The organism is Stenotrophomonas sp. 2619 (genome assembly GCF_040548725.1).
In the GTDB taxonomy this organism is placed as follows: Bacteria; Pseudomonadota; Gammaproteobacteria; order Xanthomonadales; family Xanthomonadaceae; genus Stenotrophomonas; species Stenotrophomonas maltophilia_AP.
Genome location: NZ_JBEPSF010000005.1, coordinates 202,054 through 225,454, shown reverse-complemented (window position 1 = coordinate 225,454; position 23,401 = coordinate 202,054). Strand labels below are relative to the sequence as shown.

Sequence of the window (23,401 nt, the reverse complement as noted above, 5' to 3'; positions counted from 1 at the left end):
AGCCTGGAAGGCATGCACGACACTCTGCAGCAGCAGAACGTGCCGGCCCTGACGGCGCTGAAAAGCACCACCCAGCTGCGCGAGAAGATCGATCCACAGGTGGACGGCAAGTACGACGGCGAGGTCAACGGCCAGTCGGCCATGAAGCCCGATGATGGCCGCACCCCGGGCAGCAACCCGGTGGAGCGCTTTGCCGCGGCCCTGCTGTTGGCCGAATCGCCCGAGCAGATTATCTGGACCACCCCGGCCAGTGCAGTGGCCTATGCCGGGCAGAACCTGCAGATGACCGTGCAGCAGGACCTGCACATCAGCGCCGGTGAAACCGTCTCGACCGTGTCCGGCGAACACACCGCGCTGTTTGCGCAGGACGGCCCGATCAAGGTGATCGCCGCCAACGGGCCGGTGAGCCTGCAGGCGCACACCGGCGAGCTGGAACTGCTGGCCGACCAGGCCATCACCATCACCGCCACCGACGACCGCATCGACGTGCTGGCCCAGCAGAAAGTGGTGCTGCAGGCCGGCAACAGCGCAATCACGCTGGAAGGTGGGGACATCACCTTCAGCTGCCCCGGCACCTTTACCGTCAAGGCCGGGCAGCATCCGTTCCTGGGCGGTGCCAGCGACGCGGCCGCCGTACCCGCCCTGCCCGACCAGACCTTCGCCTTTACCGACAGCCTGCGCTTCGCGGTGGAAGGTGCGGACGTACTGGCCGGCGACCTGGGCTGGACCAACCTGCCCTTCCGGATCGTCGACCAGGACAACAAGGAAGTGGCCGCCGGCACCGTGGGCGAGGATGGCCGCCTGCCGCGCGTGATGTCCGACGGGCTGGGCAGGACGCTCACCCTGCAGGTCGGCGAGGACAAGTGGGAAAAGATCACCGCCGCCACCGGCGCGCCGCCGGAAGAAGACGGCGACAACGATGACGACCCCGATGGCGACCGCTACCGTGGCGAGCTGGATGCCGCCGCGCAGACGGGCGCCCTGACCCCGGAGCAGATCCTTGAACTGCTCGGCAACGAGAACGATCACGCATGAAAACCCTGTCGTATCTGCTGCTGGCCGCCGCGATCGCCGCCGCCCCGGCGCAGGCCCAGCAGTACAAGCCCGGTACCGCCACCATCGCCAGCGCGCAAGGCACGCTGCGGGTGAACTCGGGCCTGGTCAACCATTTCAACGCGCACAGGTTCTACGTCTACAGCTTCCAGTGGCAGCCGCAGGGCAAGGACGCGGTGTGGAACCAGGTGCCGCTGCTGGCCAAGCCGGATGCGGCGCCCAGCGAATTCGTGTTCAAGACCACCGCGACCGCGGACTTCCCGTTGAGCGACGCCCGCGTGGTGCAGGCCGGCGGCAAGACCTGGCTGTCCACGGCTCAACTCAAGTATGAGGACACGCCGTACGACGACAACGCCAGCGTAGAAGTGAAGCGGTATGAGCTGGTGCGCCAGCCGGACGAAGACCGCTGGGTGTTCGTACTGCGCAGCACCCGCAACGTTGGCAAGAAAACCGTCACCCAGGCGCTGGCAGCGCCACCGTCCCCCTGAGCGTCGAGCCCATGACCACGTACATCAGCGCGGTATTTCACAAGGACATCCGCACGGTGGAATTCACCGCTGCGAACGGCGACAAGATGTTGCGCACCGGCGGTACGTTGGCGTGGCTGCTCAACAACCCGGGCAACCTGCGGCCAGGCGGCAAGTACGTCAGCATGATCGGCCAGGCCGACACGGCCAGCGGCAAGTTCGCCATCTTTTCCAGCGTCGAGGAAGGCCGCAAGGAGAAGCGCGCCCTGCTGCGCCGCAAGTACAACGACATGACGCTGTACAACGCGATGCACACCTACGCCCCGGAAGGCGAGAACGACACGGCCAAGTACCTGGCGTTCGTGCGCAAGAAATCCGGCGCCACCGACCAGACCGTCATCAAGGACATGACCGACGAGCAGTTCAACGGCATGGTCGCGGCGATGGAGCAGTACGAAGGCTTCAACGCCAATGCGGACACCCGCAAGGAAAAGATCGTGCACGCCACCCAGGTGTCGCTGTCCGATGGCGCCAAGCCGCTGCCGTCCTTCCCCGTGGTGGCCAAGACCAGCACCGGAAAGGAGAAGAAGCTGACCACCAACGCCTATGGCGTGCTGCCGGCCTTCATCACCAGCAAGCCGGGTGAGATGGTGCAGCTGTTCGCCGAAGAGGCCGGCAAGGTGGGCACCAAGATCGGCGAGTTCGTGCTGGACCAGGCGTCGACGTCGCTGCTGTTCGCGCGGCCACTGGTGACCGCGCTGGCCGGCTCGCAGCCACACAACCCGGACGGCGGTCCGCGCGATACCAAGCGCGCGCCGATCCGCTATGTGATCCAGCCAAAGGACACGCTTGGCACGGTGGCCAGCAAGTTCAAGACCAGCGTGGACGAACTGGTCAGCAACAACCGGATCCGGGACCGCAACAAGGTCTTTCCGGGCGAGGTGATCTGGATCTACGGGCCGGCGCCGCAGGGCAGCACGTCCGGGGCGGCCGCCAACGATGCCGCGCCAGCCGCCGCCAAAAACAGCTATGCGATCAAGCGCGGCGACACGCTGTCGGGCATCGCCGACCGCCACGGCGTGTCGGTGGACCAGCTCATGGCGGCCAACCCGGCGATCAAGGACCGCAACAAGATCAGCCCCGGGCAGTCGATCAACCTGCCGAGCGGCGCGAAGAAGGCCGAACCGGCGTCCACCGCCGTGACCAAGCCCAAGACCAGCCAACCGCCCGCCTCGAGCAAGCCGAGCGGGCCGGCACCCAGCCTGGTCAAGCCGCCGCCGGTGGCCCCGCCCAAGCAGCCGGCCGTGAAGCCGCCAGCGGCGGTGGACACCCGGCCGGTGCGCAGTGCGGAGAACCAGGCCCATCCGATCGCGTTGGTGCCGTATTCCCAGCAACGGGCGCCGTGGATCGAGCACGCCTACGCGCAGGCCAAGAAGTGGTCGGGCAAGAAGGAAGCGGTGATCACCAAGACGATCAACTTCCACGAGGAAATCGGCTACGGCAAGCAGTTCAAGACCATGGCTGGCGGAGACAACGCCTGGTGTGCCTCGTTCGTGAACTACTGCATGCGCAAGGCCGGGTACCCCATCTCCAGCCCGCATCCGTACCGCGCCCGCTCCTTCGCCGCCGATACCACCAACTACGTGCAGATCGATGCACCGGTGTTCGGCGCGATCGCGCTGGTCAAGACCAGCCACGTGGGCTTTGTGTACGCGCTTGATGGCAGCAGCCCGATCCTGCTGGGCGGCAACCAGAGCGACCAGATCAACTTCGTCAAATACAATCCTGCATCGCTGCGCTATTACGTGCCCAAGGCCTACCTGGCCTTCGCCAACAAAGAACTGAAGGACCCGAAACTCGATGCGACCCACGCCAAAACCCTCAATGACGCCCTCGGCATCGTCGTCGTCGTCAAAGCCAGCGGCAATGAGCGTTGACCGCAGCGGCTGGCTCGCCGTGGCCTGCGCGCTGGCGCTGGCCGCATGCGGCGGCCCCGGCAAGGCGGCGACGGATACCGGTGCCGCCCCTGAAGGCCCCGCCGCGACCGCAGCGACGGCAGCGCCTGCGCAGCCGGCTGCCGGTGGGTTTGCCGTCCTGCCCGCCCTGCCCGGCAGCGAAACCGACGGCCTGGGCATCCGCGAGCCGCTGAAGCTGGTGCATTACCGCGACACCGCCGGTGAAGGTCTGCTCGTGCTGACCCGCACCGATACCCGCACGCACGACGCCGAGAGTGACCAGGACATGGACGTGGCCACCCTGACCGCCACCCTGTACGGCCGCGCCACCGCCGACGCCCCCTTCGTGCAGCGTTGGCAGAGCGAAAGCCCGACCGAGTGCGAGGGCCTGGACCTGGACGCGGGCTACTTCCTCGACCAGGTCGGGGCCAGCGACCTGGACGCCGATGGCGTGGCCGAGCTCACCCTGGCCAGCCACAGCTTCTGCGGCGGCGGCGTGGACCCGCAGCAGATCGTGATCGAGCTGCGCCGCGACAACGATGTCTACCGCATCGACGGCGAATCGCTGGTCACCATCGAAGGCGACGCGCCGTTCGGCGGCGAGCGCCAGGACAGCGCCTCCTACAAGGATGCCCCGCCGCTGTTCCAGAAGCACATGGATGCCGTCTGGAAGGCCGTCTATACGCGGCGTGGCGGTCAGGATGCAACCACGCCGTAATCGCGCGGGCACACCGCTTCGTGCGTCCCGGAACGGCTGGCCTGCCGTTCTCTGCCTGCTGGTGTTGGCCAGCAGCGGTGTGGCGGCAGCCAGCACGGAACGCCCGGCCCTGTCCCAGCGCAGCGCGGCCTCGATCAGCGACGTCGCGGGCCGCGGCAATGACGTGGTGTTCAAGCGCGGCACCCGTGCGGTGCGGATACGGCTGGGATCGCCGGTGGTTGGCGGGTGAACTGCGCCCACACCCGCGCGCTCGCCTGGGGCAGCCCCTGGGACCAGATGACGCCCGGCACCACGCCCTACTCCAATGTGTTCCTGCTGGACCTGCCGCAGGCGCGGATCCTGGCCCGCTTCTCCATCGTGCACGGGCCTTATGAAACTGCCTTCAGCGCGGATGGACAGTGGGCGCGGGTGGACGACATCGTCCTGCGCCAGCGCGATGGCGAGCGCGCAACGGTCACGGTGGCTGCAGCGGAGCAGGCCGAAACGTGCCCCTCCATCGACGGTCAGCCGGCGCCCACCGACTGACGTAGCCACGCCCCCGGGGCGCGCTCAGCCGATCACGATGTAATCGCTGACCAGCGTGATCTCGGCATGCGCGCCCGGCTGCAGCTGCACGTAGCGGCCGCCCACCTGGTCGATGGCGATGCAGTCGTCCACGTCCAGCACCGCGTCGGTGTGCGGCTTGATCCAACTCGCGTCGCGCAGGTGTTTGGCCTTCTGCCTGGCGTCGGCCACGTCGCCGGCGACCAGCAGCAGGTAGTCGTGCGCCTCGCCCAGCGCGCCCGGCACGTAGCCGCCCAGGTTGACGAAGAACAGGCGCGGCGCAGCGGGGCCCGGGGCGACGTCGCCGAAGCGGACCTGGTGCCCGTCCACCCCGTCCACCGCCAGCCAGCCGTCCACGTGCAGGCCCTTGGCGTCGCCGAACCATTCCCGGCGCAGTTGCGGGTAGGCATCTTCGGGGCGGTCGACATTGGCGAAGGCCACGTCATGAACTTCGATGCGCGCCCGCGCATGGCGCCCGCCCAGCATGAACACGTGCAGCACTGCTTTCTCCCGGTCTTTGCAAGGGCGTGCAGTGTAGCGTTGCCACCACGCGGAGATCGCGGCGGCAGTGGTATCGTCAGCGCCTGAATCCGCAGGAGCGACCCCATGCATTTCCCTTCGCGCAGCCTCACCTCCGGCCGGCTGGCCGCCGCACTGGCCCTTGTTGCGAGCCTGGCGCTTGGCGCCTGCGTCAGCACCCCCGGCCCGCAGGTCAAGGGCCCGGGCCTGTGCAAGGCCGATGGCCTGGACTGGGCGGTGGGGAAAGCGGCCGACGAAGCCACCATGCGCAAGCTGTCGGCGCAGAGCGGTGCCGGGCTGGTCAACCCGATCGGCCCGGAAACAATCACCACCCGTGACCTTCGCCAGGATCGCCTGCGCGTGTTCATCGACAAGCAGAACGTGATCACCGCCGTTCGCTGCGAGTGATGCCCCGCGAGTAGAGCCACCCCATGGGTGGCTGTGCCCGGGTGGCTGTGCCATCGGATTGCGGGAGTGCCCGGGTGGCCGTGCCATCGGATCGCGGGAGTTCCGTGCAGCCACCCATGGGGTGGCTCTACCCGGTTGCGCAGTCGCAGCCGTTCCAGTGGCGGGTTTTGGGGGTCTGGCCGATGCCCGGGTTGAACGTGTTGCTGGGGTCCAGCTGCTGGTAGAACGCTGCCAGCGCCGGCTTGGCCGGGTACAGGTGGCCGACGTTGTGTTCGGCCGGGTATTCGGCACCACGCGCGTCCAGCAACGTCCACATGGCGTGCTCGATCGCCAGCGGATCTTCGCCCTTGCGCACGATGTAGTCCTGGTGGAAGACGTGGCAGAAGAAGTGCCCGTAATACAGCTTGCCGGCCAGCTTGGCGTCGATGGCCGCCGGTAGCTGTTCCACCCACTGGCGGTCATCGCGGCGCAAGGCCACGTCCAGGGCGACGATATCCTCCACCGCGTCGCGATGGACTTCGCGATACCGCACTGCCGCGCCCGCCACCGCAAAGCGGTGCAGGAACGCCTTGCGGCCTTCATCGGCGGTGCACCGGAAGAAGTCGCCCTCGGCGGCGGCGAAGTGCGCGCGCAGGAAGGTCTCGGTGGCCGCCGCATCCGCGGCCGATACCTTCAGCAGCAGGTGGTGCTCGTAACGGTCACGGAACTGCGTCATGCGCGGCGGCAGGTGCCGCGGCAGCAGCCGCGTCATGGCCTGGATGACGCGGTCGGTTACCCCGCGCAGGCCAACCGACTCGAACCAACCGTCGATGCGGCTTTTCAGCGCGAACGCGGCCGGTACCCGCGCGGTGCCCAGCCGATCGATGAGCAGGAAGGTGTCCTTGCCGTAGCGCTCGCCGATATCAAAGGCGTCGCGATGCAGGTACTCGCCGGAAATCGGCAGGCGCTCAAAGGCCGTCAGCAGATGGCGGCGGACCGCGGTGAGATCCTCCATCGCGTTGCTGCCGATGTAGAACACCTCGGCCTGTTCGCGCGCGAAGGTATCCAGGCGTACCGCAAACACCGCCAGCTTGCCGGCCGACCCGGCCGCTTCGTAGTGGCGTGAGGGGTCGGCGTTATAGCGGGCCGGGGTGGATGCATCGACCTGACGTACCTGCTCGGCATAGCGCGGATCGGAGGCGGCGCGGTCCGTGTCGTTGTCCACGTCGGTGCGTGCGTAGTCGCCGCGCTGCAGCCGCTCCAGGATCTGCTCGGGGGTGTCGCCCAGCGCGATGCCGAGATGATTGACCAGCTGCAGCCGCCCGTCCGCGTCGACCTGGGCGAACAGCGCCATCTCGGTATACGCCGGACCTCGCCGCACCAGCGCGCCGCCGGAATTGTTGCAGACCCCGCCCAGCACCGAGGCGCCAATGCACGACGAGCCGATCACCGAGTGGGGTTCGCGGTCCAGTGGCGCCAGTTCCTTCTCCAACCGGTCCAACGTCGCCCCGGGCAGACAGACCACCTGTCGGCCCTCGTTGATCAGTTGCACGCCGGTCAGGCGTAGCGTGTTGATGATCACCACCGGCCGGTCGTAATCCGCGCCATCGGGCGTGGAGCCGCCGGTCAGGCCGGTGTTGGCGGCCTGCATGATGACCACGGCATCGGCGGCCACCACCGCCTGCAGCACGCGCCACTGCTCCAGCAGAGTGCCCGGGCGCACCACCGCCAGCACCGGGCCATCACCGAAGCGGTAGCCCTTGCGGAAGCGCCGGGTCGGCTTGTCGCCGCACAGCACGTGCGCATCGCCGACGATCGCGCGCAGCTGCGCCAACAGCGTCACTGCGCCCTGGGATGCAGTGTTCATGGCGCGGCCGCGAGGCGACGGGTGACGTCCACCAGCGAATCGCGGCTGATGTCGGCGATGGTCTTCGCCCCGGTGAGGGTCATCGCCACCCGCATTTCCTTGGCCATCAGGTCCAGCAGATGGGCGACGCCGGCCTCGCCCTGCGCGGCCAGCGCATAGACGAATGCACGGCCCAGCAGCACGCTGTCGGCACCGAGCGCGAGCATGCGCACCACGTCCAGGCCGGTGCGGATGCCCGAGTCGGCCAGGATCTTCAGCTCGCCCTTCACCGCATCGGCGATCGCCGGCAAGGCCCGCGCGGTCGACAGCACGCCGTCCAGCTGGCGGCCGCCGTGGTTGGAGACCACGATGCCGTCGGCGCCGAACCGCACTGCATCGCGCGCGTCGTCCGGGTCGAGGATGCCCTTGATCACCATGGGCCCGGTCCAGAATTCGCGGATCCACTCCAGGTCTTTCCAGGAGATGGACGGGTCGAAGTTGGCGCCCAGCCAGCCGATGTAGTCCGCCAGCCCGGTCGGGCTGCCGCGATACGTGGAAATGTTGCCCAGATCATGCGGACGGCCGAACAGGCCAACGTCCCACGCCCAGCGCGGGTGCGTCATCGCCTGCAGCATGCGCCGCGCCGGCGCATTCGGGCCACTCATGCCCGAATGCGCATCGCGGTAGCGCGCGCCCGGCGTGGGCATGTCCACGGTGAATACCAGCGTGGCCACCCCGGCCGCCTTGGCCCGCTCCAGCGCATTGCGCATGAAGCCGCGGTCCTTGAGCACATACAGCTGGAACCACATCGGGCGGTCGATGGCCGGTGCCACCTCCTCGATCGGGCAGACCGACACGGTGGACAGCGTGAACGGAATGCCGCGACTGGCCGCCGCCCGCGCCGCCTGCACTTCACCGCGGCGCGCATACATGCCGGTCAGCCCGACCGGTGCCAGCGCCACCGGCATCGCCAGGTGCTCACCGAACAGCTCGGTGTCCAGACGCAGCTCGGCCATGTTGCGCAGCACGCGCTGGCGCAGCGCGATGTCGGCCAGGTCGGACACGTTGCGCTTGAGCGTGTGTTCGGCATACGCGCCGCCATCGATGTAGTGGAACAGGAACGGCGGCAGCCTGCGCTGCGCGGCCGCGCGGTAATCGGTGGAGGCGGAGATGATCATGGGAATCAACCGTGGGCAGAAGGAAGCCGCGAGGCGCGCGTGCGCCGGGCCTCGTTGTCGTCAAGCGTGCGCAGCGAGGTGTGCACGAATTCCAGATGGGCGTGTGCGGCGGCACGCGCGCGTTCGGGATCGCCAGACAGCACCCCCTCCATCATTTCCCGGTGCTGCACCGACAACGGTTCGAAGGTGCGTGGCGAGGTGTACAGCTTTTCGCGGCTCTGCGAGATGTTGGTCTGCAACAGCTCGAACAGGCCGCGCATCACCTGCAGCAGCACCAGGTTGTGCGAAGCCTCGGCAATGGCCAGGTGGAAGGCCGCATCGGCGCGCGCCTCACCGGCCGGATCGTCCTTGCCGTGTGCGGCCATCATGGTGTCGAAGGCGTCGCGGATCTTCGCCCGGTCCGCATCGGTGGCGCGCAACGCGGCGTGCCAGGCGGTGGCGCCTTCCAGCGCGTGGCGGATCTCCAGCACGTCGAAGCGATACTCCGGGTCGCCCTGGAACAGCGGCAGGTATGGCATCAGCGGTTCGTCGATGGCCTGCCGGGCCCGCGCGGCGGGTTCGGCCACGTAGGTGCCACCGCCTACCCGCGCGGTCAGCAGGCCCTGGCTGGCGAGTTGGGCGATGGCCTCGCGCAGGGCGGTGCGCGACACCCCCAGCTGCACGGCCAGTGCCCGCTCGGCCGGCAGCCGATCCCCCGGCTGCAGGTTCTGCGTGCTCACCAGGCCACGCAGCTGCGTGGCCACCTTGTCGGACAGGCGTTCGTTCTTCATGCCGTCATTGTCGCCCGCGTGGCGTGATCCGCGCATGGCTCAGGGAATCATCCAGGTGAGCCAGTACGCCTGCAGCGTGGTGATGATGCCCACCATCACGGTGAAGATCAGGCTGTGCTTGACCGTGAAGCGGAACAGGTCGGACTCCTTGCCGGCCAGCCCCACCGCCGCGCAGGCGATGGCGATGGACTGCGGGGAAATCATCTTGCCGGTCACCCCGCCGGTGGTGTTGGCCGCCACCAGCAGCACCTCGGACACGCCGATCTGCTGGGCGGTGGTGGCCTGCAACGCCGAGAACAGCGCGTTGGACGAGGTGTCCGAGCCGGTCAGGAACACGCCCAGCCAGCCCAGGAACGGCGAGAAGAAGGTAAAGGCCTTGCCGGTATGGGCCAGGGCCAGCGCCAACGTGGCCGACAGCCCCGAGTAGTTGGCGATGAAGGCAAAGGCCAGCACCATGCCGATCGAGTAGATGGGCACTTTCAGCTCGTTGGCGGTCTCACCGAAGGTGCGCAGCGCCGCGGCCGGGCGCATTTTCAGCAGCACGATGGCCAGCACCGCGCCAAGCATGATGGCGGTGCCGGTGGCCGATACCGCATCGAACTTGTACACCGCCTCGTACGCGCTGGGCGATGGGACGATGGGCGGCATCTTCTGCACCAGCTGGTCCAGCCCCGGCACCGGCAGCTTCAGCACCCAGTGCTCCAGCGGCCCGCCGGGAGCGAACAACGCCTTGAACGGCTTGATGCTCCACACGGTGACCATCGCGGTGAGGATCAGGAACGGCGACCACGCCTTGATGATCTGCCCGGTGCTGTAACGCGGGGCGTCCAGCGCCTGCGCTGCGGCCTCGGCACTGGTTTCGGTATCGAAGCGGAAGATCCGCACCGGTTTCCAGCGGCGCAGGAACAGGGTCAGGCACACCAGCGAGGCCAACGAGGCGGTGATGTCGGGCAGTTCCGGCCCGATGAAGTTGGAGGTCAGGTACTGCGCGATGGCGAACGAGCCGCCGGCCACCAGCACTGCCGGCCAGGTTTCCTTGACGCCGCGCCAGCCGTCCATGATCGCCATGATCCAGAACAGCACGATGATGGTCAGGAACGGCAGCTGGCGGCCGGCCATCTGCCCGATCTCGAACGGATCCAGGCCGGTGACCTGGCCCGCCACGATGATCGGAATGCCCATCGCGCCGAAGGCGACCGGCGCGGTGTTGACGATCAGGCACAGCCCGGCCGCATACAGTGGTTTGAAGCCCAGCCCGACCAGCAGCGCGGCGGTGATCGCCACCGGCGCACCGAAACCGGCCGCCCCTTCCAGGAACGCACCGAAGGCGAAGCCGACCATCAGCATCTGCAGGCGCTGGTCTTCGGTGACCGAGAGGATCGAGGCACGGATGATGTCGAACTGACCGGTCTTGACCGAGACCTTGTACAGGAACACCGCGCCCAGGATGATCCAGGCGATCGGCCACAGCCCGTAGATGAACCCGTACGCGCCGGCCGCGAATGCCTGCTGCACCGGCATGCGGTAGAACAGCAGCGCCACCGCCAGCGCGATGGCCACGGTAAGCGTCCCGGCCAGCCAGCCCTTCATGCGCAGCACGGCCAGGGCGACGAAGAAGAAGGCGATCGGCAACAGCGCGATCAGGCTGGACAGCCACAGGTTGCCAGCGGGGTCATACAGTTGTTGCCAAGGCTGCATCGGCGGATCTCAACGGGACGGACGGAAGGCCGCGCAAAGAAGTGCGGGGCCGGCATGCTTTTCTACCCCCCGCCCTTATTGGTACGACCAATAAGTATCAGAAGGGTAGAAAGTGTCCGCATTGAAACGCCAATTGCGCGACAGGCCTATTAGACCATAGGTCTATGCCCTGTATTTTGGTATGACCATTAGCTGCAACCGCAGTCGCTGGCCGGGCCCTTCAACTCCACCCCGTTGCCGTCCGGGTCGTACAGGTACACCGACAGACCATCGCCTTCGGCACCGTAATTGCTCTCCGGCTTGCCCCGCAGTTCCACCGCGTGCATCTGCAGATGCGACCGCAGACGCTCCACATCGAACGGTTCCACGCGCAGGCACAGATGCTCCAGGTTGCGCCCCTGCGCACCCGCCGCCGCGCCACCGGGCGTGCCGAGCTTTCCGTCCACGGCGACCAGATCGATCATCGACGTGCCGGCGTGCAGGTGCACCATGCCCAGCGACGGTCGCTCCCGCGCCACCGTGCAGCCAAGCACATCGCGGTAGAACGCCACCGCACGCGGCAGGTCCTGCACGCGCAGCACGATGTGGTCGATATGCTGGATCTGGAAGGGACGGTCGCTGCTCATGATGCCTCCAGTTTCTTGGCGATCCGACTGAACACCGCCAGCACGATCAGACACAGAATGCTGACGCCGATGGCAATGACGTACTCGCCGATGCCTACCGCGATGCCGATCGACGCCGACATGATCAGCGAGCTGGCCGTGGTCAGGCCGCTGACCTGGTCATCGCGCGTCCCGCGCAGGATGGTGCCGGCCGCCACGAAACCGACGCAGGCCACCACCGCTTCGATCAAACGCACCGGATCGACCTGCAGCAGGTCGCGATAGCGCTCCTGCTGGAAGTGTTCGGCGATGCTGTCGCCGAGGCCCACGATCAAGGCGGCCGCGCCGGCAATGAGCATGTGGGTACGCAGCCCGGCCGCGTGTTTGCCCATCTCGCGTTCGATGCCGATCAAGCCACCAAACACCATGGCTGCGGCAATCCGCAGCAGTATCGATAGATCCTGTTCCAGTCCCATCCGTACGTCCTCGCCTGTTCGGCCCAGCCTTGCGTGGCGGACGTGGCAGCGCCGTGAAGAGGCGCGTGAGGCGGATGTGCACGGTCAGGCGGCAGTGGGTTGCCGCCATGACCGCCGGGCACCGGTTACTGCGCCAGGTAGCCGCCGTCGATGGCGTAATACGTGCCGGTCGCGAACGAGGCATCGTCGCTGGCCAGCCAGGCCACCAGCGCGGCCACCTCATCGGGCTGGCCGAGACGACCCAGTGCATGCTTGCTTTCCAACGCCTTCCTGACCGTCGGGTCCATCTTGTCCAGCAGCGGGGTGGCGATGAAGCCGGGGCCGACCGCATTGACCCGGATCCTGTCGCCGGCGTGCTCCCACGCCGCGGTTTGGGTCAACCCGACCACCCCGTGCTTGGCGGCCACGTAGGCAGCGGAATTGTTGAACCCCACCTGCCCCAGGATGGAGGCCATGTTGATGATGCTGCCCCCCTTGCCGCCGCTGCGCATGGCCTGGATCTGCGCACGCTGGCACAGGAACACACTGGTGAGATTGACGTCGATGACGCGCTTCCAGCCGTCCACCGGGTAGTCGCCACTGGTCGCCGACGGGCCGCCGATACCGGCGTTGTTGACGGCGATATGCAGGCCGCCCAGTTCCTGCACGGTGCGCTGTACCGCCGCTTCAACGGCCTTTTCGTCGGTCACGTCCAGCGCGATGCCGATCGCCTTGACGCCCTTGCCGCGCAGCGCCTCGGCGGTCTTCTGCACCGCGTCGTCCTTCAGATCCCACACCGCCACCGCTGCGCCGGATGCTGCGAGCAGTTCGGCGGCGGCCAGGCCGATGCCGGACACGCCACCGGTCACGATCGCCACCTTGCCCGTGAGCTGATAATCAATCATCGCGTTGTACCTCTGGTTGGAATATGTCGCAGGAAACACCTGCATCCCGCACTACGCTACGCCGGCCGTGCGTTACGCAACGTGCACACAGACGCCCGCAACAATGCTTCCCATCGCTGCAACGCACCTGTGCCTATGCTGGCGGTCGTACGCCCACATTCTGTTTGTCCAGGCTGCACCGACGCAGCCCTCCCCCCAAAGGTATGCCCATGACTTCCACCAGTGACGGCCCGTTGTTCACCCCTACCCGGCTCGGCGCGATTGCGGTGGCCAACCGCATCGCGATGGCCCCGCTTACCCGCAACCGCGCCATCGAAGGGCGCGTGCCCAATCCCCTGGCGATCCAGTACTACGAACAGCGCGCCAGCGCTGGCCTGATCATTGCCGAGGCGACCCAGATCAGTCCGCTGGGCCAGGGCTACCTGGACACCCCCGGGATCTACAGCCAGGGCCAGATCGACGCCTGGAAGAAGGTCACCGACGCAGTGCATGCGCGCGGCGGCAAGATCGTGCTGCAGCTGTGGCACGTCGGCCGGATCTCGCACACCAGCCTGCTGCCCGAAGGTGAGGTGCCAGTGGCGCCGAGTGCGCTGCCGGCCAAGGCCAAGACCTTCACCAGCAAGGGTTTTGAGGATGTTTCGGCGCCGCGCGCACTGGAACTCTCCGAGATTCCCGGCTTGATCCAGGACTACCGCCAGGCCGCGCGCAACGCGATCACCGCTGGCTTCGACGGCGTGGAAGTGCACGCCGCCAACGGCTACCTGATCGACCAGTTCCTGCGCGACGGCAGCAACCAGCGCACCGACGAATACGGTGGCAGCATCGAGAACCGCACGCGCCTGCTGGATGAGGTGGTGCGTGCGATCGCATCGGAGATTGGCCCCGAGCGTACCGGCGTGCGCCTGTCGCCGGTGACCCCGGCCAACGACGCCCACGATTCGCAGCCGCAGCCGTTGTTCGAACGCGCGGTGGAGCGCCTGGATGCGATTGGCCCGCTGGCGTTCATCCACGTCATCGAAGGCGCCACCGGCGGCCCGCGCGACAACATCGCGTTCGACTACGCCGCGCTGCGCGCGAAGTTCAAGGGGGCGTGGATCGCCAACAACGGCTACACCAAGGACACCGCCGAAGCCGCCATCGCCTCCGGCTACGCCGACGTCATCGCCTTTGGTCGTCCGTTCATTGCCAACCCCGATCTGGTCGAGCGCCTGCGCCTGGGCGTTGCATTGTCCGACCTCGACCCGGACACCCTGTACGGCGGCGGCTCGCGCGGCTACACCGATTACCCGAGCGTCTCGGGCGCATGACGCAGGCACCGACCCGGTAGAGCCGACCGTTGGTCGGCTGTTCTGGCGGGTAGAGCCGACCGTTGGTCGGCTGCACACGCATCCGGATCCGCGCGCGGGGAGCCGACCAACGGTCGGCTCTACCGGTGTTTGGGCCATCCGCGTGGAGCCGACCAACGGTCGGCTCTACCCGGGTCCTGCCGGGGTCAATACACCGGCAGCGAGATGAAGCTGGCCTGCTGCGGCGCGTGCCACACCTGCTGCGTCGCCTTCTGGTAATCGCCCGGCTTGGCCAGGTAGATGTTCGGCACGAAGGTCTGCGGATTGCGGTCGTACAGCGGGAACAGGCTGGACTGCACCTGCACCATCACCCGGTGGCCCGGCTGGAACACATGGTTGGCCGTGGGCAAGCCGAACCGGTAGTCCAGCACCTGGTTGGCCGCGATCGCCTTGGGCGCGCTGAAACTCTCGCGGTAGCGCCCGCGGAAGATCGCCATCGACACCGCCAGTTCATAGCCGCCCATCTCCGGCGTGGACGGGGTCTGGTCGGGGTACACGTCGATCAGCTTCACCACCCAGTCGGCATCGCTGCCGGTGGTCGCCGCGGCGAGGTTCACCTGCGGCGCACCGCCGATGCGCAGCGGTTCGGTCAACGGTTCGCTGACGAAGGTCAGCACATCGGGCCGCCCGTCCACGAAACGCTGGTCCTTCACCAGCCAGCTGGTCCACATGTCGCGGTCGGCGAAGCGCACCGGGCGCGGCACGAACGGCACCGGCTTGGCCGGGTCGGCCACGTACGCCTCATAGGTGGCTTCGCCCGGCTGCGGCGCCTCAAAGGACAGCTTGCCGCCCGCGCGCAGGTACAGCGGCTTGCTCCGGGCGGCGGTGCGCGGCCACTGCTGCAACTTGTCCCAGTGGTTCTCGCCAGTGTTGTAGATCAGCACCGGCGGCGTATCGGCCTTGGCCGCGCCGTCCACCAGGTACTGGTCGAAGAACGGCTTGAGCACGTCGCGGCGGAACTGCAAGGCGGTGTCGCCGTCGAACTTCAGCGCGCCCAGGCTGCTGCCGTCGTAATTCACCTGGCTGTGCCGCCACGGGCCCATCACCAGGTAGTTGAGCGTGTTGCTGCTGTCGCGCGGCTCCATCGCCGCATAGCTGTGCACCGCGCCCCACATGTCCTCCTGGTCCCACAGGCCCTGCAGCCACATGGTGGGCACCTTCAGCGGGGTCTTGGCCATCTGCGCGTCCAGCGCCTGTTCCTGCCAGAACGCATCGTAGGCCGGGTGCTCGATCAGCTTGTGCCACCACGGCAGCTGGTCCAGTCCGTTGGCGCGCGCGTAGTCGCCGGCCGAGCCGGCACGCAGGAAGGTGGTGTAGTCGTCGTAGCCGACGCTGGGAATCGACGGCCCCTTGCCGCGCTTGGCCAGCTGGCCGGTGAAATAACCGAAATTGACCTGGCGGAAGGCGCCGTAGTTGAGCCAGTCATCGCCCATCCAGCCGTCGATCATCGGACTCTGCGGCGCGGCCACCTTCAACGCCGGGTGCGGATTGGTCAGCGCCATCACCACGGTGAAGCCTTCATACGAGGAGCCCAGCATGCCGACCTTGCCGTTGCTTTCCGGCACGTGCTTGACCAGCCAGTCGATGGTGTCCCACGCATCGGTGGCATGGTCGACCTTGGTGCTGTTGAGTGGCCCGCGCAGCGGCCGGGTCATCACGTAATCGCCTTCAGAGCCGTACTTGCCGCGGATGTCCTGGAACACCCGGATGTAGCCACCATCAACGAAGACCTCATCGCCCTGGGGCAGGATGTCGCGCATGTTCGGCGAATCGATGCGTTTGGCGCGGTTGGCCGCGTCATACGGCGTGCGGGTCAGCAGGATCGGGGCGTTTTTCGCGCCCTTGGGCACCACGATCACCGTGTAGAGCTTTGTACCGTCATGCATCGGCACCATCACCACGCGCTTGTCGTAGTTGTCGGCAGCGGTGGGGGTCACAAATCCCTTGGCCGGGATATCCGGGGTCATCGGCGCGGTCTGCGCCGAGACGCTGGCGGCAACCATCAGGCTCAACAACACGACAGGCACGACACGGACACGCATGGGCTCTCTCCCGGCAGGTGGCGGCGAACAATCCCTGAAGCCTAGCGCCGCCCGCGCCGCGCCGGTAGATGCCGATGGTCCCGACGGACCGCCCGCGCCCGCATTCAGCCATCAACCACCGTTTCGTGCAAAGCCACGCGCGCCACCGCAGAATGGCCTCGGGGTCCACGGCGGCACTCGCCACCGGACCAGGCGGCTGATGATGAAGAACCACTACACACTGCAGGCACTGGTGCGCGCCGAGCTGGCGTCACGCGAGGAAGAGCAGCGCATCTACTTCCAGATGCGCGATGCCGTTGCCGCGGGCACCCCATTCCAGCCCATCGCCGACCTGGAAGCGCTGGCGGGTGTCCTGCAGGGCGACAGCTGCTACGTGGCACACAACGTGGTGACCTGGAAAGGGCGCACCGCCGTGTTCGGCGGGCGCACCTTCCGGGCCACGGCGGCCGATGTGGTCGCCTTCCTGCGCGGCGCAATGCCGGCCGGCGATGTGCGGCCGCTGCTCATCGCGCCCTGCTTCAGCGCGCGACCCGACTGCGTGGTGTTGGTCGACGAAGACCAGCTCGGCCTTTACCGCGTGTGCTGACTCAGGCGCTGGCTGTTTCATGCAGCGCCAACCAGCGCCATTGCCCGTGCTCCTGGCGAAGCACGGCCAGCGATTCCCGCCAGCGCAGTGCGCCCTCCTCCACCCCCTGGCCTTCGCGATAGCGCAGCATGGCCAGCGGCGACGGTAGGGCCGTGACCTGCACCGACTCGATGGCGATCACCAGCCCGGGGCGTGCGCCGTGGCTGCCAGCGAACAACGCCTGCACGGCGTCGCGATCCAGACGCTGGCCGGCGACGCCTACCATGCTGAAGTCTTCGCTGAAACGCGCCATCAGCGTGTCCAGTGCAGACACCGGGATACGCGCGTTGAACCAGTCTTCGATCAGCACATGCAGTGCGTGGATTTCATGCAGGGCGGAAGTGTCGGTCATGCGGAGGTCCTCAAGGTCAGGGTGGACGCCGGCAGGCGCCAGAGCAGAAGCAGCGGCAGCAGGCTCATGCCGGCCGCCAGCAGCAGGGTCAAGGTGAAGGCGCGGTCGGGCGTCAGCGACGACAGCACCGCCAGCACGCACGCCAGCAGCGCGGCGGCCAGGCAGAAACTGAGTTGGCGGTTGAGATTCCAGAGCGCGCTGCCCGGCAGCAGTTCGTCGTCGGCCATGCCTTGGAACGCGAGCGTCTGCGCGCTGCTGCTGCACAGGCTGCCGCCCAGCCCCATCAGCGCGAATGCCAGCACCGGCAGCCACGGCTGACCGGCCTGGATGCCGATCAACAGCACGATGCCCACGGCCTGGCACAGCATGCCCGCGCTCAACAGCGGCCGCGCACCGATGCGCGGCAGCCAGTGCCGCGTAGTGGCGATCGCGCAGGCCGAGGCCATCGCCCAAGGCAGCATGAAGCCGCCGATGGCCGCCGCGGTGTAGCCCTGCCGATGCAGCAGCAGCGTTGCCACCAGCTGGGTGCCGATGAACGTGCCCGGCACCAGCAGGTACACCAGCATGGCCAGGCGCAGCGTGGGGTGTCGCAGCAACGTCCAGTGCAGTACCGGCTGCGCGGTGCGTCGCGCGGTACGCGCATAGAGCACGAGCACGGCCGTAGCGGCGATCAGCAACCCGATGCCCAGCGTGCGCTGCTGCGCCTCGGCGATCTGGCTCAGGGCCACCAGCAGCAGGCTCAGGCCCAGCGAACCCAGCACCAGGCCGCGCCGGTCCAGCCGCGGCAGCGCCAGCGGCGCCTCGGAGCGGACCCACGCGGCAGCCAGCAGCAGGGTCAGCGCGGCCAGTGGCACGCTGGCCAGCACTACCCAGCGCCATGACCCCAGCCCGACCAGCCAGCCGCCCAGGGTCGGCGACAGCGCCGGCACCAACAGGGCCACGGCCATGATGCGTGCGGTGAGGCGGCCACGTTGTTCCGGTGGGCAATGCCGGTAGGCCATCGCCTGCCCGACCGGAATCAGCAACCCGCCGCCCAGTCCCTGCAGCAGCCGCCAGCCGATCAGCGCTTCGATGCTGGGCGCAGTGCCGGCCAGGATCGCGCCCAGCGCGAACACCGCCAGCGACAGGCACAGCAACCGGCGCTCGCCCAGCCGCGCAGCCAGCCAGCTGCCCAGCGGGATCACCAGGGTCAGGCCCAGCATGTAGGCGTTGCCGATCCACGCCAGCTGCGGCACCGAGGCGTGTAGTTCGGTTGCCACGGCCGGATAGGCCACCGTGCCGATGAACATGTTGACCAGGTCCAGCGAGAACCCGAGCAGGTACAGCAGCTCCACTTTGGCGCGATAGGTCATGCGGCACTCCGGTTGCGAGGCGGCAGCATGCGCGCTGGGCGGCGCTGGATAAACCGAACATCCAATGCAAGACTGTCAAACCATTTTTGACACACAAGGTGCGCGCGATGGTCAGCCTGGACCGCTTCGAGACCTTCAAGGCCGTGGTCGATGCCGGCAGCCTCACCGCGGCCGCGCAGCGCCTGGGCCAGAGCAAGGCGGTGGTGAGCTTCAATCTGAAGCGGCTGGAGCAGGAACTGGGCGTGACCCTGCTGGTGCGCAACACCCGCAGCCTGGCGCTGACCGAAGCCGGCGAGCGCTTCCACCAGCACTGTGTGGCGATGCTGGCCACCGCCGAGCGGGCCATCGAAGAGGCACGCAGCGAGCAGCTGCAGTTGCGTGGCACGCTGCGCCTGACCACCACGCCCGAATATGCGGCCGCCAAAGTGGTGCCGCTGCTGGAGGGATTCCGTGCCCTGCACCCGCAGCTGCGGCTGCACCTGTCGACCACGCCGGCGCATGCCGACCTGATTCCCGAACGTTTCGACCTGGCGATCCGCTTGGGGCGCATGGCCGATTCCGAGCTGCGCGCCACCCTGCTCGATGAGCATGCGTTGTGTGCGGTGGCCGCGCCGTCGGTGTTGGCGGGCTTGCCTGATGAAGCCGCGCGTGACGACCCGGACTGGGTGCGTACGCTGCCGCGGTTGGGCTATCCGCGTCTGGCGGACCTGCCGTTGATCGCCCCTGATGGCAGCGACCAGATGTTTGCCAGCAACCCCGCCGATGCGGTGGTCACGGTGGACAATGCGTCCACGCTGCGTGCGTTCGCGCTGGCCGGGGCCGGGGCGACGGTGCTGCCGCAGTGGTTGATTGCCGAGGATCTGGCGTCAGGCCGGCTGCTGCCGATCCTGCGCGGGCACCGCTTTCCGCGCCAGGGGGTATATGCGGTGTTTCCCAACACCGCACATCCTTCGCGACGGGTGCAGCTGTTGCTGGCGCACCTGCGCCAGCACTTACCCGGTTGATCGCGGCAGGTACCGACCGTAGGCCGGTACCTGCCGTTGCTCAACGCACTACTTCATCACCGAGCACGAACGCGCTGGTTTCCACCGGCTCGTTGGCCGAGCGCGACAGCTGCAGTTCGTAGCGGCCTTCGGCGATCTTCCACTGCTTGTCGGCGGTGTCGAAGCTGGCCAGCGTCTTCGGCTCGGCCTCGATGCGGATCCGGCGCGATTCGCCCGGCTGCAGCGTGACCTTCTGGAAGCCGATCAGGCGGATCGGCGTGGCGCTGCCTTCAGGCATCTTCAGGTACAGCTGGGCCACGTCCGCACCGGCAACCTTGCCGGTGTTGCGGATGTCCACCGTGGCCACCAGGCGCTGGCCCATCGAGGTGGCGCTCAGGTTTTCATACGTGAAGGTGGTGTAGGACAGGCCGTGGCCGAACGCGAACTGCGGGGTCAGACCCTTCGCCGCGAACCACTTGTAGCCAACGTTGGCCCCTTCGATGTTGTAGTCGATGGTGTCGTCCGGCTTGTGCTTGGGGTTGAAGCCCAGGCCGTTCACTTCCGGGCGCGGCAGCTGGCTGGCATCCACCGGCCATGTCACCGGCAGGCGGCCGGACGGGTTGACCTTGCCGGTCAGCAGCGCGGCAATGCCTTCGCCACCCCGGATGCCCGGGTACCACGCCTGCAGTACCGCCGGCACCTGCTGCAGCCACGGCAGCTCGACCGGGCCGTTGGTTTCCAGCACCACCACGGTCTTCGGGTTGGCCTTGGCCACCCCGGCGATCAGCGCGTCCTGGTTGTCGGGCAGCTTCATGTGCGGCAGGTCGACCGATTCGGCCGACCACTGCGTGGCAAACACGATCGCCACATCGGCGGCGGCGGCAGCGCGCGCGGCGGCGGCCACATCGCGGCCGTCCACGTATTCGATGCTGGCGTCCGGGCGCTCGGCGCGCAGGGCTTCCAGCGGCGAGGACGGATGGAAGATCACCGGGCCCGGCCAGGTGGTCGGCAGCACGCCCGGCACCGCATTGGTGCCCTTGGCGGTCCAGCCCACCATCGACGAGCCACCGCCGCCGATCACGCCCTTGTCGGCGTGGCCACCGATGATGACGATGCGCTTGATCTCCGGGCCCAGCGGCAGCACGTTGTTGGCGTTGCGCAGCAGCACGCTGCCCTCTTCCACGGTGCGCTGCGCGGCGGCGAAACCGGCGGCGTCATCGATCGGCTGGTGCTGCGGCGGCAGGTCGAAATTGCCGTTGGCGAACATCGCGCGCAGGATCCGCGACACCATGTCGTCCAGACGCGCACGCGGCACCACGCCGCCATTGACGGCCAGGCGCAGCGGTTCATCGAAATATACGGCCTTGTCGAACACTTCGCCGGCCGACTGCTGGTCCAGACCGGCCAGCGCCGCCTTCGAGCCGCTGTGCACGCCACCCCAGTCGGACATCACGAAACCGGGGAATTTCCACTCCTGCTTGAGCACCTGGTTCATCAGGTAGTCGTGCTCGCAGCCGTAGATGCCGTTGATGCGGTTGTAGGAGCACATCACCGAACCGGGCTTGCCGATGTCCAGTGCGATTTCGAACGCCAGCAGGTCCGATTCGCGCATGGCCTGCTCGCCGATCTCGGCGCTGTGGAAATTGCGCGAGGTTTCCATGTCGTTGAGCGCGAAGTGCTTCATCGTCGACACCACGTGCTGGCTCTGCACGCCGCGGATCGACTCGCCGACCAGGCGACCGGCCAGCAGCGGATCTTCACCGGCGTACTCGAAGTTGCGGCCGTTGCGCGGATCGCGCTGCAGGTTGACGCTGCCGGCCAGCAGGATGTTGAAGCGCTGCTGCCAGGCCTCGCGGCCCATGGTGGCGCCACCGGCGAAGGCGACTTCCGGGTTCCAGCTGGACGCGGTGGACGGGCCGGACGGCATCGCCGTGGCGTGGTCGCCCTTGCGGATGCCGCCCGGGTTGGTCACGCCCACGCCGGCATCGGCCGACTGCTGCGACGGAATGCCCAGGCGTGCCACGCCCGGCACGAAACCGGCCGAACCGACCGCGCCTTCCGGCAGCGGACCGCCATCCTTGCCCAGCCCGAAGTAGCTGTGCAGCATCTGGAACTTCTCGTCGTCGGTCATCTTCGCCACGATCAGCCGGGCGCGTGCGTCGGCGTTGAGCGAGGTGTCCATCCACGGCGTGTCGCCGCCGACCGGCGCGGCGTAGCCCAGGGTCAGCAGCTTGCCGGCGATGGCCGGGCTGTCGGCATCGATGCGCAGCTTGACCGCGGTGCTGGAGGCCGACTGGAACCCGTTGGAGCGGGCCACGTCGCCGTTGGCGTCGAAGCCGTTCACGGCGGCATCGTTGGCACCCAGCAGTACGGCCGGCGCGCCCACGCGCGAGGCATCGATGAGCTGTTTGAAGCGCGCGCCATCGGCGGCGGCGGTATGGGTGTACAGCGCCACCACGTGGCGGCCGTCATTCAGGCGCAGGTAGTTCATGCCCGGGGCTTCGATGCCCGACTCCGCTTCCACCGGCAGACGCGAGATCACGATGCTGCCACGGCGCTCGGCCGACGCCGGGTCCGCACTGACGAAGCGGTAGGTGTAACCCAGCTGGTCGGCCAGCGCTTCCAGCGGATCCGGCACGTGGCTGGTGCCGCTGGTGTCCGCTTCGCGGTGCACGTTGCCGATGGTCAGCGCGTCCACGTTCATGGCCTGCAGCTGGGCCGCAACGTCGGCGGCATTGAGCCATTTCGGCGCCTGTTCCAGGCTGAGCACGGTGAAGGCGTCGGTACCGGCGGTGGCGGCGGTGGGCGCGGCCCAGGCCGAGGCGGCCAGCGAGAGCGTGATGGCGGCCGTCAGGGCCAGTGGCTTTGTAATCGTTTTCATAAGCGGGCGAAACACCTTTGCTTGCGCAAAAAATCCAGGGAGTCGTGCCGCAGAAGGGTGCAGCGCCAAGATGGCGGATGCCGGCGCCTTGCAGGCCGGTATCGGGTACTACCAGGCAATGCAGCTACGACCAGGCCCCTCCGCCCGTCGATACAGCCACCCTGCCCGGTGGGCGCCGCAGGCGGCACCCATCCGGAGAAGAGTCGTCCACCCTGTTCATCCCTGTCAACAGCGTGTTCAGTTTCGTCGGCGTAGGGCCGCCCCGTCGATCACGGCGTGGCGGGCTTGACGACGTGCGTTGCCGCGGCCGCCAGCACCCGCCCTTCCCTGTCCTGCGGCAGCAGCGGCGCCAACGGCTGGCCGTCGGCCAGGGTGAGCAGCTGCGAACGTGGTTCATGTTCGGCGAACAGGAACGCTTCGCCCCACTGCCGCAGCGCCACCACCAGCGTGAACAGCGCCTGCCCTTTCGGTGTCAGGACGTAGTCGTGGTACCGGCTGCCATCGGCCGCCGGCTGCTGGGCGAGCACGCCGGACTCCTGCAGCGCCTGCAGGCGCTGGCTGAGCATGCTGCGCGACATGCCCAGGCTGCGTTGGAAATCACTGAACCGGTGCACCCCATCGAAGGCATCGCGCACGATCAGCAGCGACCAGCGGTCGCCGATCAGGTCCAGCGCACGGGCCACCGGGCAGGTGGCGTTGGGCTCGTCGTGCATGGGGCACC

23 protein-coding genes are annotated in these 23,401 nt (G+C 67.7%); 10 read left to right on the top strand and 13 right to left on the bottom strand.

Going from position 1 to position 23,401, the window contains the following annotated elements; all coding sequences use genetic code 11:
* From ABIA71_RS07510 to ABIA71_RS07485, 6 genes are all read left to right on the top strand, one after another.
* A partial coding sequence (locus ABIA71_RS07510) for a DUF2345 domain-containing protein (RefSeq protein WP_354284402.1) occupies positions 1–1,035 on the top strand: 1,035 nt, incomplete at its 5' end.
* Positions 1,032–1,541, top strand: coding sequence for a hypothetical protein (locus ABIA71_RS07505; RefSeq protein WP_354284400.1), 510 nt, complete (start codon positions 1,032–1,034; stop codon positions 1,539–1,541). The genes ABIA71_RS07510 and ABIA71_RS07505, both read left to right, overlap by 4 nt.
* A gap of 11 nt (positions 1,542–1,552) precedes the next feature.
* Positions 1,553–3,457 (top strand): TIGR02594 family protein, encoded by a 1,905-nt coding sequence (locus tag ABIA71_RS07500; protein WP_354284398.1) that lies wholly within the window; start codon positions 1,553–1,555, stop codon positions 3,455–3,457.
* Positions 3,447–4,193 (top strand): M949_RS01915 family surface polysaccharide biosynthesis protein, encoded by a 747-nt coding sequence (locus tag ABIA71_RS07495; RefSeq protein WP_354284396.1) that lies wholly within the window; start codon positions 3,447–3,449, stop codon positions 4,191–4,193. Before ABIA71_RS07500 ends, ABIA71_RS07495 begins: the two co-directional genes overlap by 11 nt.
* Complete coding sequence (locus tag ABIA71_RS07490; RefSeq protein WP_354284394.1) at positions 4,177–4,422, top strand: hypothetical protein; 246 nt, start codon at positions 4,177–4,179, stop codon at positions 4,420–4,422. The genes ABIA71_RS07495 and ABIA71_RS07490 overlap by 17 nt, the downstream gene beginning before the upstream one ends.
* Positions 4,419–4,718, top strand: a complete 300-nt coding sequence (locus ABIA71_RS07485) for a hypothetical protein (protein ID WP_354284392.1) — start codon at positions 4,419–4,421, stop codon at positions 4,716–4,718. Before ABIA71_RS07490 ends, ABIA71_RS07485 begins: the two co-directional genes overlap by 4 nt.
* A gap of 24 nt (positions 4,719–4,742) precedes the next feature.
* Here the strand turns inward: ABIA71_RS07485 and ABIA71_RS07480 are convergent, their stop codons facing one another.
* On the bottom strand, positions 4,743–5,237 hold the full coding sequence (locus tag ABIA71_RS07480; protein WP_354284390.1) for a DUF1543 domain-containing protein: 495 nt from the start codon (positions 5,235–5,237) through the stop codon (positions 4,743–4,745).
* A gap of 105 nt (positions 5,238–5,342) precedes the next feature.
* Between ABIA71_RS07480 and ABIA71_RS07475 the strand changes: the two genes are divergently transcribed.
* Positions 5,343–5,663 (top strand): hypothetical protein, encoded by a 321-nt coding sequence (locus ABIA71_RS07475; protein WP_354284388.1) that lies wholly within the window; start codon positions 5,343–5,345, stop codon positions 5,661–5,663.
* A 127-nt stretch (positions 5,664–5,790) separates the two neighbouring features.
* Here ABIA71_RS07475 and dld read toward each other — a convergent pair whose 3' ends face one another.
* The 7 genes from dld to ABIA71_RS07440 form a co-directional block, all read right to left on the bottom strand.
* Positions 5,791–7,509, bottom strand: coding sequence for a D-lactate dehydrogenase (gene dld, locus ABIA71_RS07470; RefSeq protein WP_354284386.1), 1,719 nt, complete (start codon positions 7,507–7,509; stop codon positions 5,791–5,793).
* Positions 7,506–8,666, bottom strand: a complete 1,161-nt coding sequence (lldD, locus tag ABIA71_RS07465) for an FMN-dependent L-lactate dehydrogenase LldD (RefSeq protein WP_354284384.1) — start codon at positions 8,664–8,666, stop codon at positions 7,506–7,508. Before lldD ends, dld begins: the two co-directional genes overlap by 4 nt.
* 5 nt (positions 8,667–8,671) lie before the next feature.
* Positions 8,672–9,436, bottom strand: coding sequence for a transcriptional regulator LldR (gene lldR, locus ABIA71_RS07460; protein WP_354284410.1), 765 nt, complete (start codon positions 9,434–9,436; stop codon positions 8,672–8,674).
* Between the two features lie 39 nt (positions 9,437–9,475).
* Positions 9,476–11,134, bottom strand: a complete 1,659-nt coding sequence (gene lldP, locus ABIA71_RS07455; protein ID WP_354284382.1) for an L-lactate permease — start codon at positions 11,132–11,134, stop codon at positions 9,476–9,478.
* 188 nt (positions 11,135–11,322) lie between these two features.
* Entirely contained in the window at positions 11,323–11,760 is a 438-nt protein-coding gene (locus ABIA71_RS07450) for a VOC family protein (protein WP_354284380.1), read from the bottom strand.
* Positions 11,757–12,215 carry an MgtC/SapB family protein gene (locus ABIA71_RS07445; RefSeq protein ID WP_159496966.1) on the bottom strand — a complete coding sequence of 153 codons (459 nt, stop codon included), beginning with the start codon at positions 12,213–12,215 and terminating at the stop codon, positions 11,757–11,759. The genes ABIA71_RS07450 and ABIA71_RS07445 overlap by 4 nt, the downstream gene beginning before the upstream one ends.
* A 125-nt stretch (positions 12,216–12,340) precedes the next feature.
* Positions 12,341–13,099, bottom strand: a complete 759-nt coding sequence (locus tag ABIA71_RS07440; protein ID WP_354284378.1) for an SDR family NAD(P)-dependent oxidoreductase — start codon at positions 13,097–13,099, stop codon at positions 12,341–12,343.
* Between the two features lie 209 nt (positions 13,100–13,308).
* On the opposite strand from ABIA71_RS07440, the gene ABIA71_RS07435 reads away from it, so the two are divergent.
* Complete coding sequence (locus tag ABIA71_RS07435; RefSeq protein WP_502961212.1) at positions 13,309–14,406, top strand: alkene reductase; 1,098 nt, start codon at positions 13,309–13,311, stop codon at positions 14,404–14,406.
* A gap of 185 nt (positions 14,407–14,591) precedes the next feature.
* On the opposite strand, the gene ABIA71_RS07430 is transcribed toward ABIA71_RS07435, so the two are convergent.
* Positions 14,592–16,487, bottom strand: coding sequence for a CocE/NonD family hydrolase (locus ABIA71_RS07430; RefSeq protein ID WP_354284374.1), 1,896 nt, complete (start codon positions 16,485–16,487; stop codon positions 14,592–14,594).
* A gap of 202 nt (positions 16,488–16,689) precedes the next feature.
* Here ABIA71_RS07430 and ABIA71_RS07425 point away from each other — a divergent pair, with 202 nt between their 5' ends.
* A complete protein-coding gene (locus ABIA71_RS07425; protein WP_354284372.1) occupies positions 16,690–17,073 on the top strand; it encodes a hypothetical protein in 384 nt (127 codons plus the stop codon).
* Between the two features lies 1 nt (position 17,074).
* Here the strand turns inward: ABIA71_RS07425 and ABIA71_RS07420 are convergent, their stop codons facing one another.
* Complete coding sequence (locus tag ABIA71_RS07420) at positions 17,075–17,464, bottom strand: DUF4440 domain-containing protein (protein ID WP_354284370.1); 390 nt, start codon at positions 17,462–17,464, stop codon at positions 17,075–17,077.
* Positions 17,461–18,816, bottom strand: coding sequence for an MFS transporter (locus ABIA71_RS07415; RefSeq protein ID WP_354284368.1), 1,356 nt, complete (start codon positions 18,814–18,816; stop codon positions 17,461–17,463). The genes ABIA71_RS07420 and ABIA71_RS07415 overlap by 4 nt, the downstream gene beginning before the upstream one ends.
* Before the next feature lie 107 nt (positions 18,817–18,923).
* On the opposite strand from ABIA71_RS07415, the gene ABIA71_RS07410 reads away from it, so the two are divergent.
* Positions 18,924–19,820 carry a LysR family transcriptional regulator gene (locus ABIA71_RS07410; protein ID WP_354284366.1) on the top strand — a complete coding sequence of 299 codons (897 nt, stop codon included), beginning with the start codon at positions 18,924–18,926 and terminating at the stop codon, positions 19,818–19,820.
* A 40-nt stretch (positions 19,821–19,860) separates the two neighbouring features.
* On the opposite strand, the gene ABIA71_RS07405 is transcribed toward ABIA71_RS07410, so the two are convergent.
* The gene (locus ABIA71_RS07405; protein WP_354284364.1) at positions 19,861–22,680 is read right to left on the bottom strand and encodes a beta-glucosidase; all 2,820 of its coding nucleotides are present in this window, start codon (positions 22,678–22,680) and stop codon (positions 19,861–19,863) included.
* A 269-nt stretch (positions 22,681–22,949) separates the two neighbouring features.
* Positions 22,950–23,393: a winged helix-turn-helix transcriptional regulator gene (locus ABIA71_RS07400; RefSeq protein WP_354284362.1), complete on the bottom strand. Its 444-nt coding sequence runs from the start codon at positions 23,391–23,393 to the stop codon at positions 22,950–22,952.
* Positions 23,394–23,401: the final 8 nt, after the last annotated feature.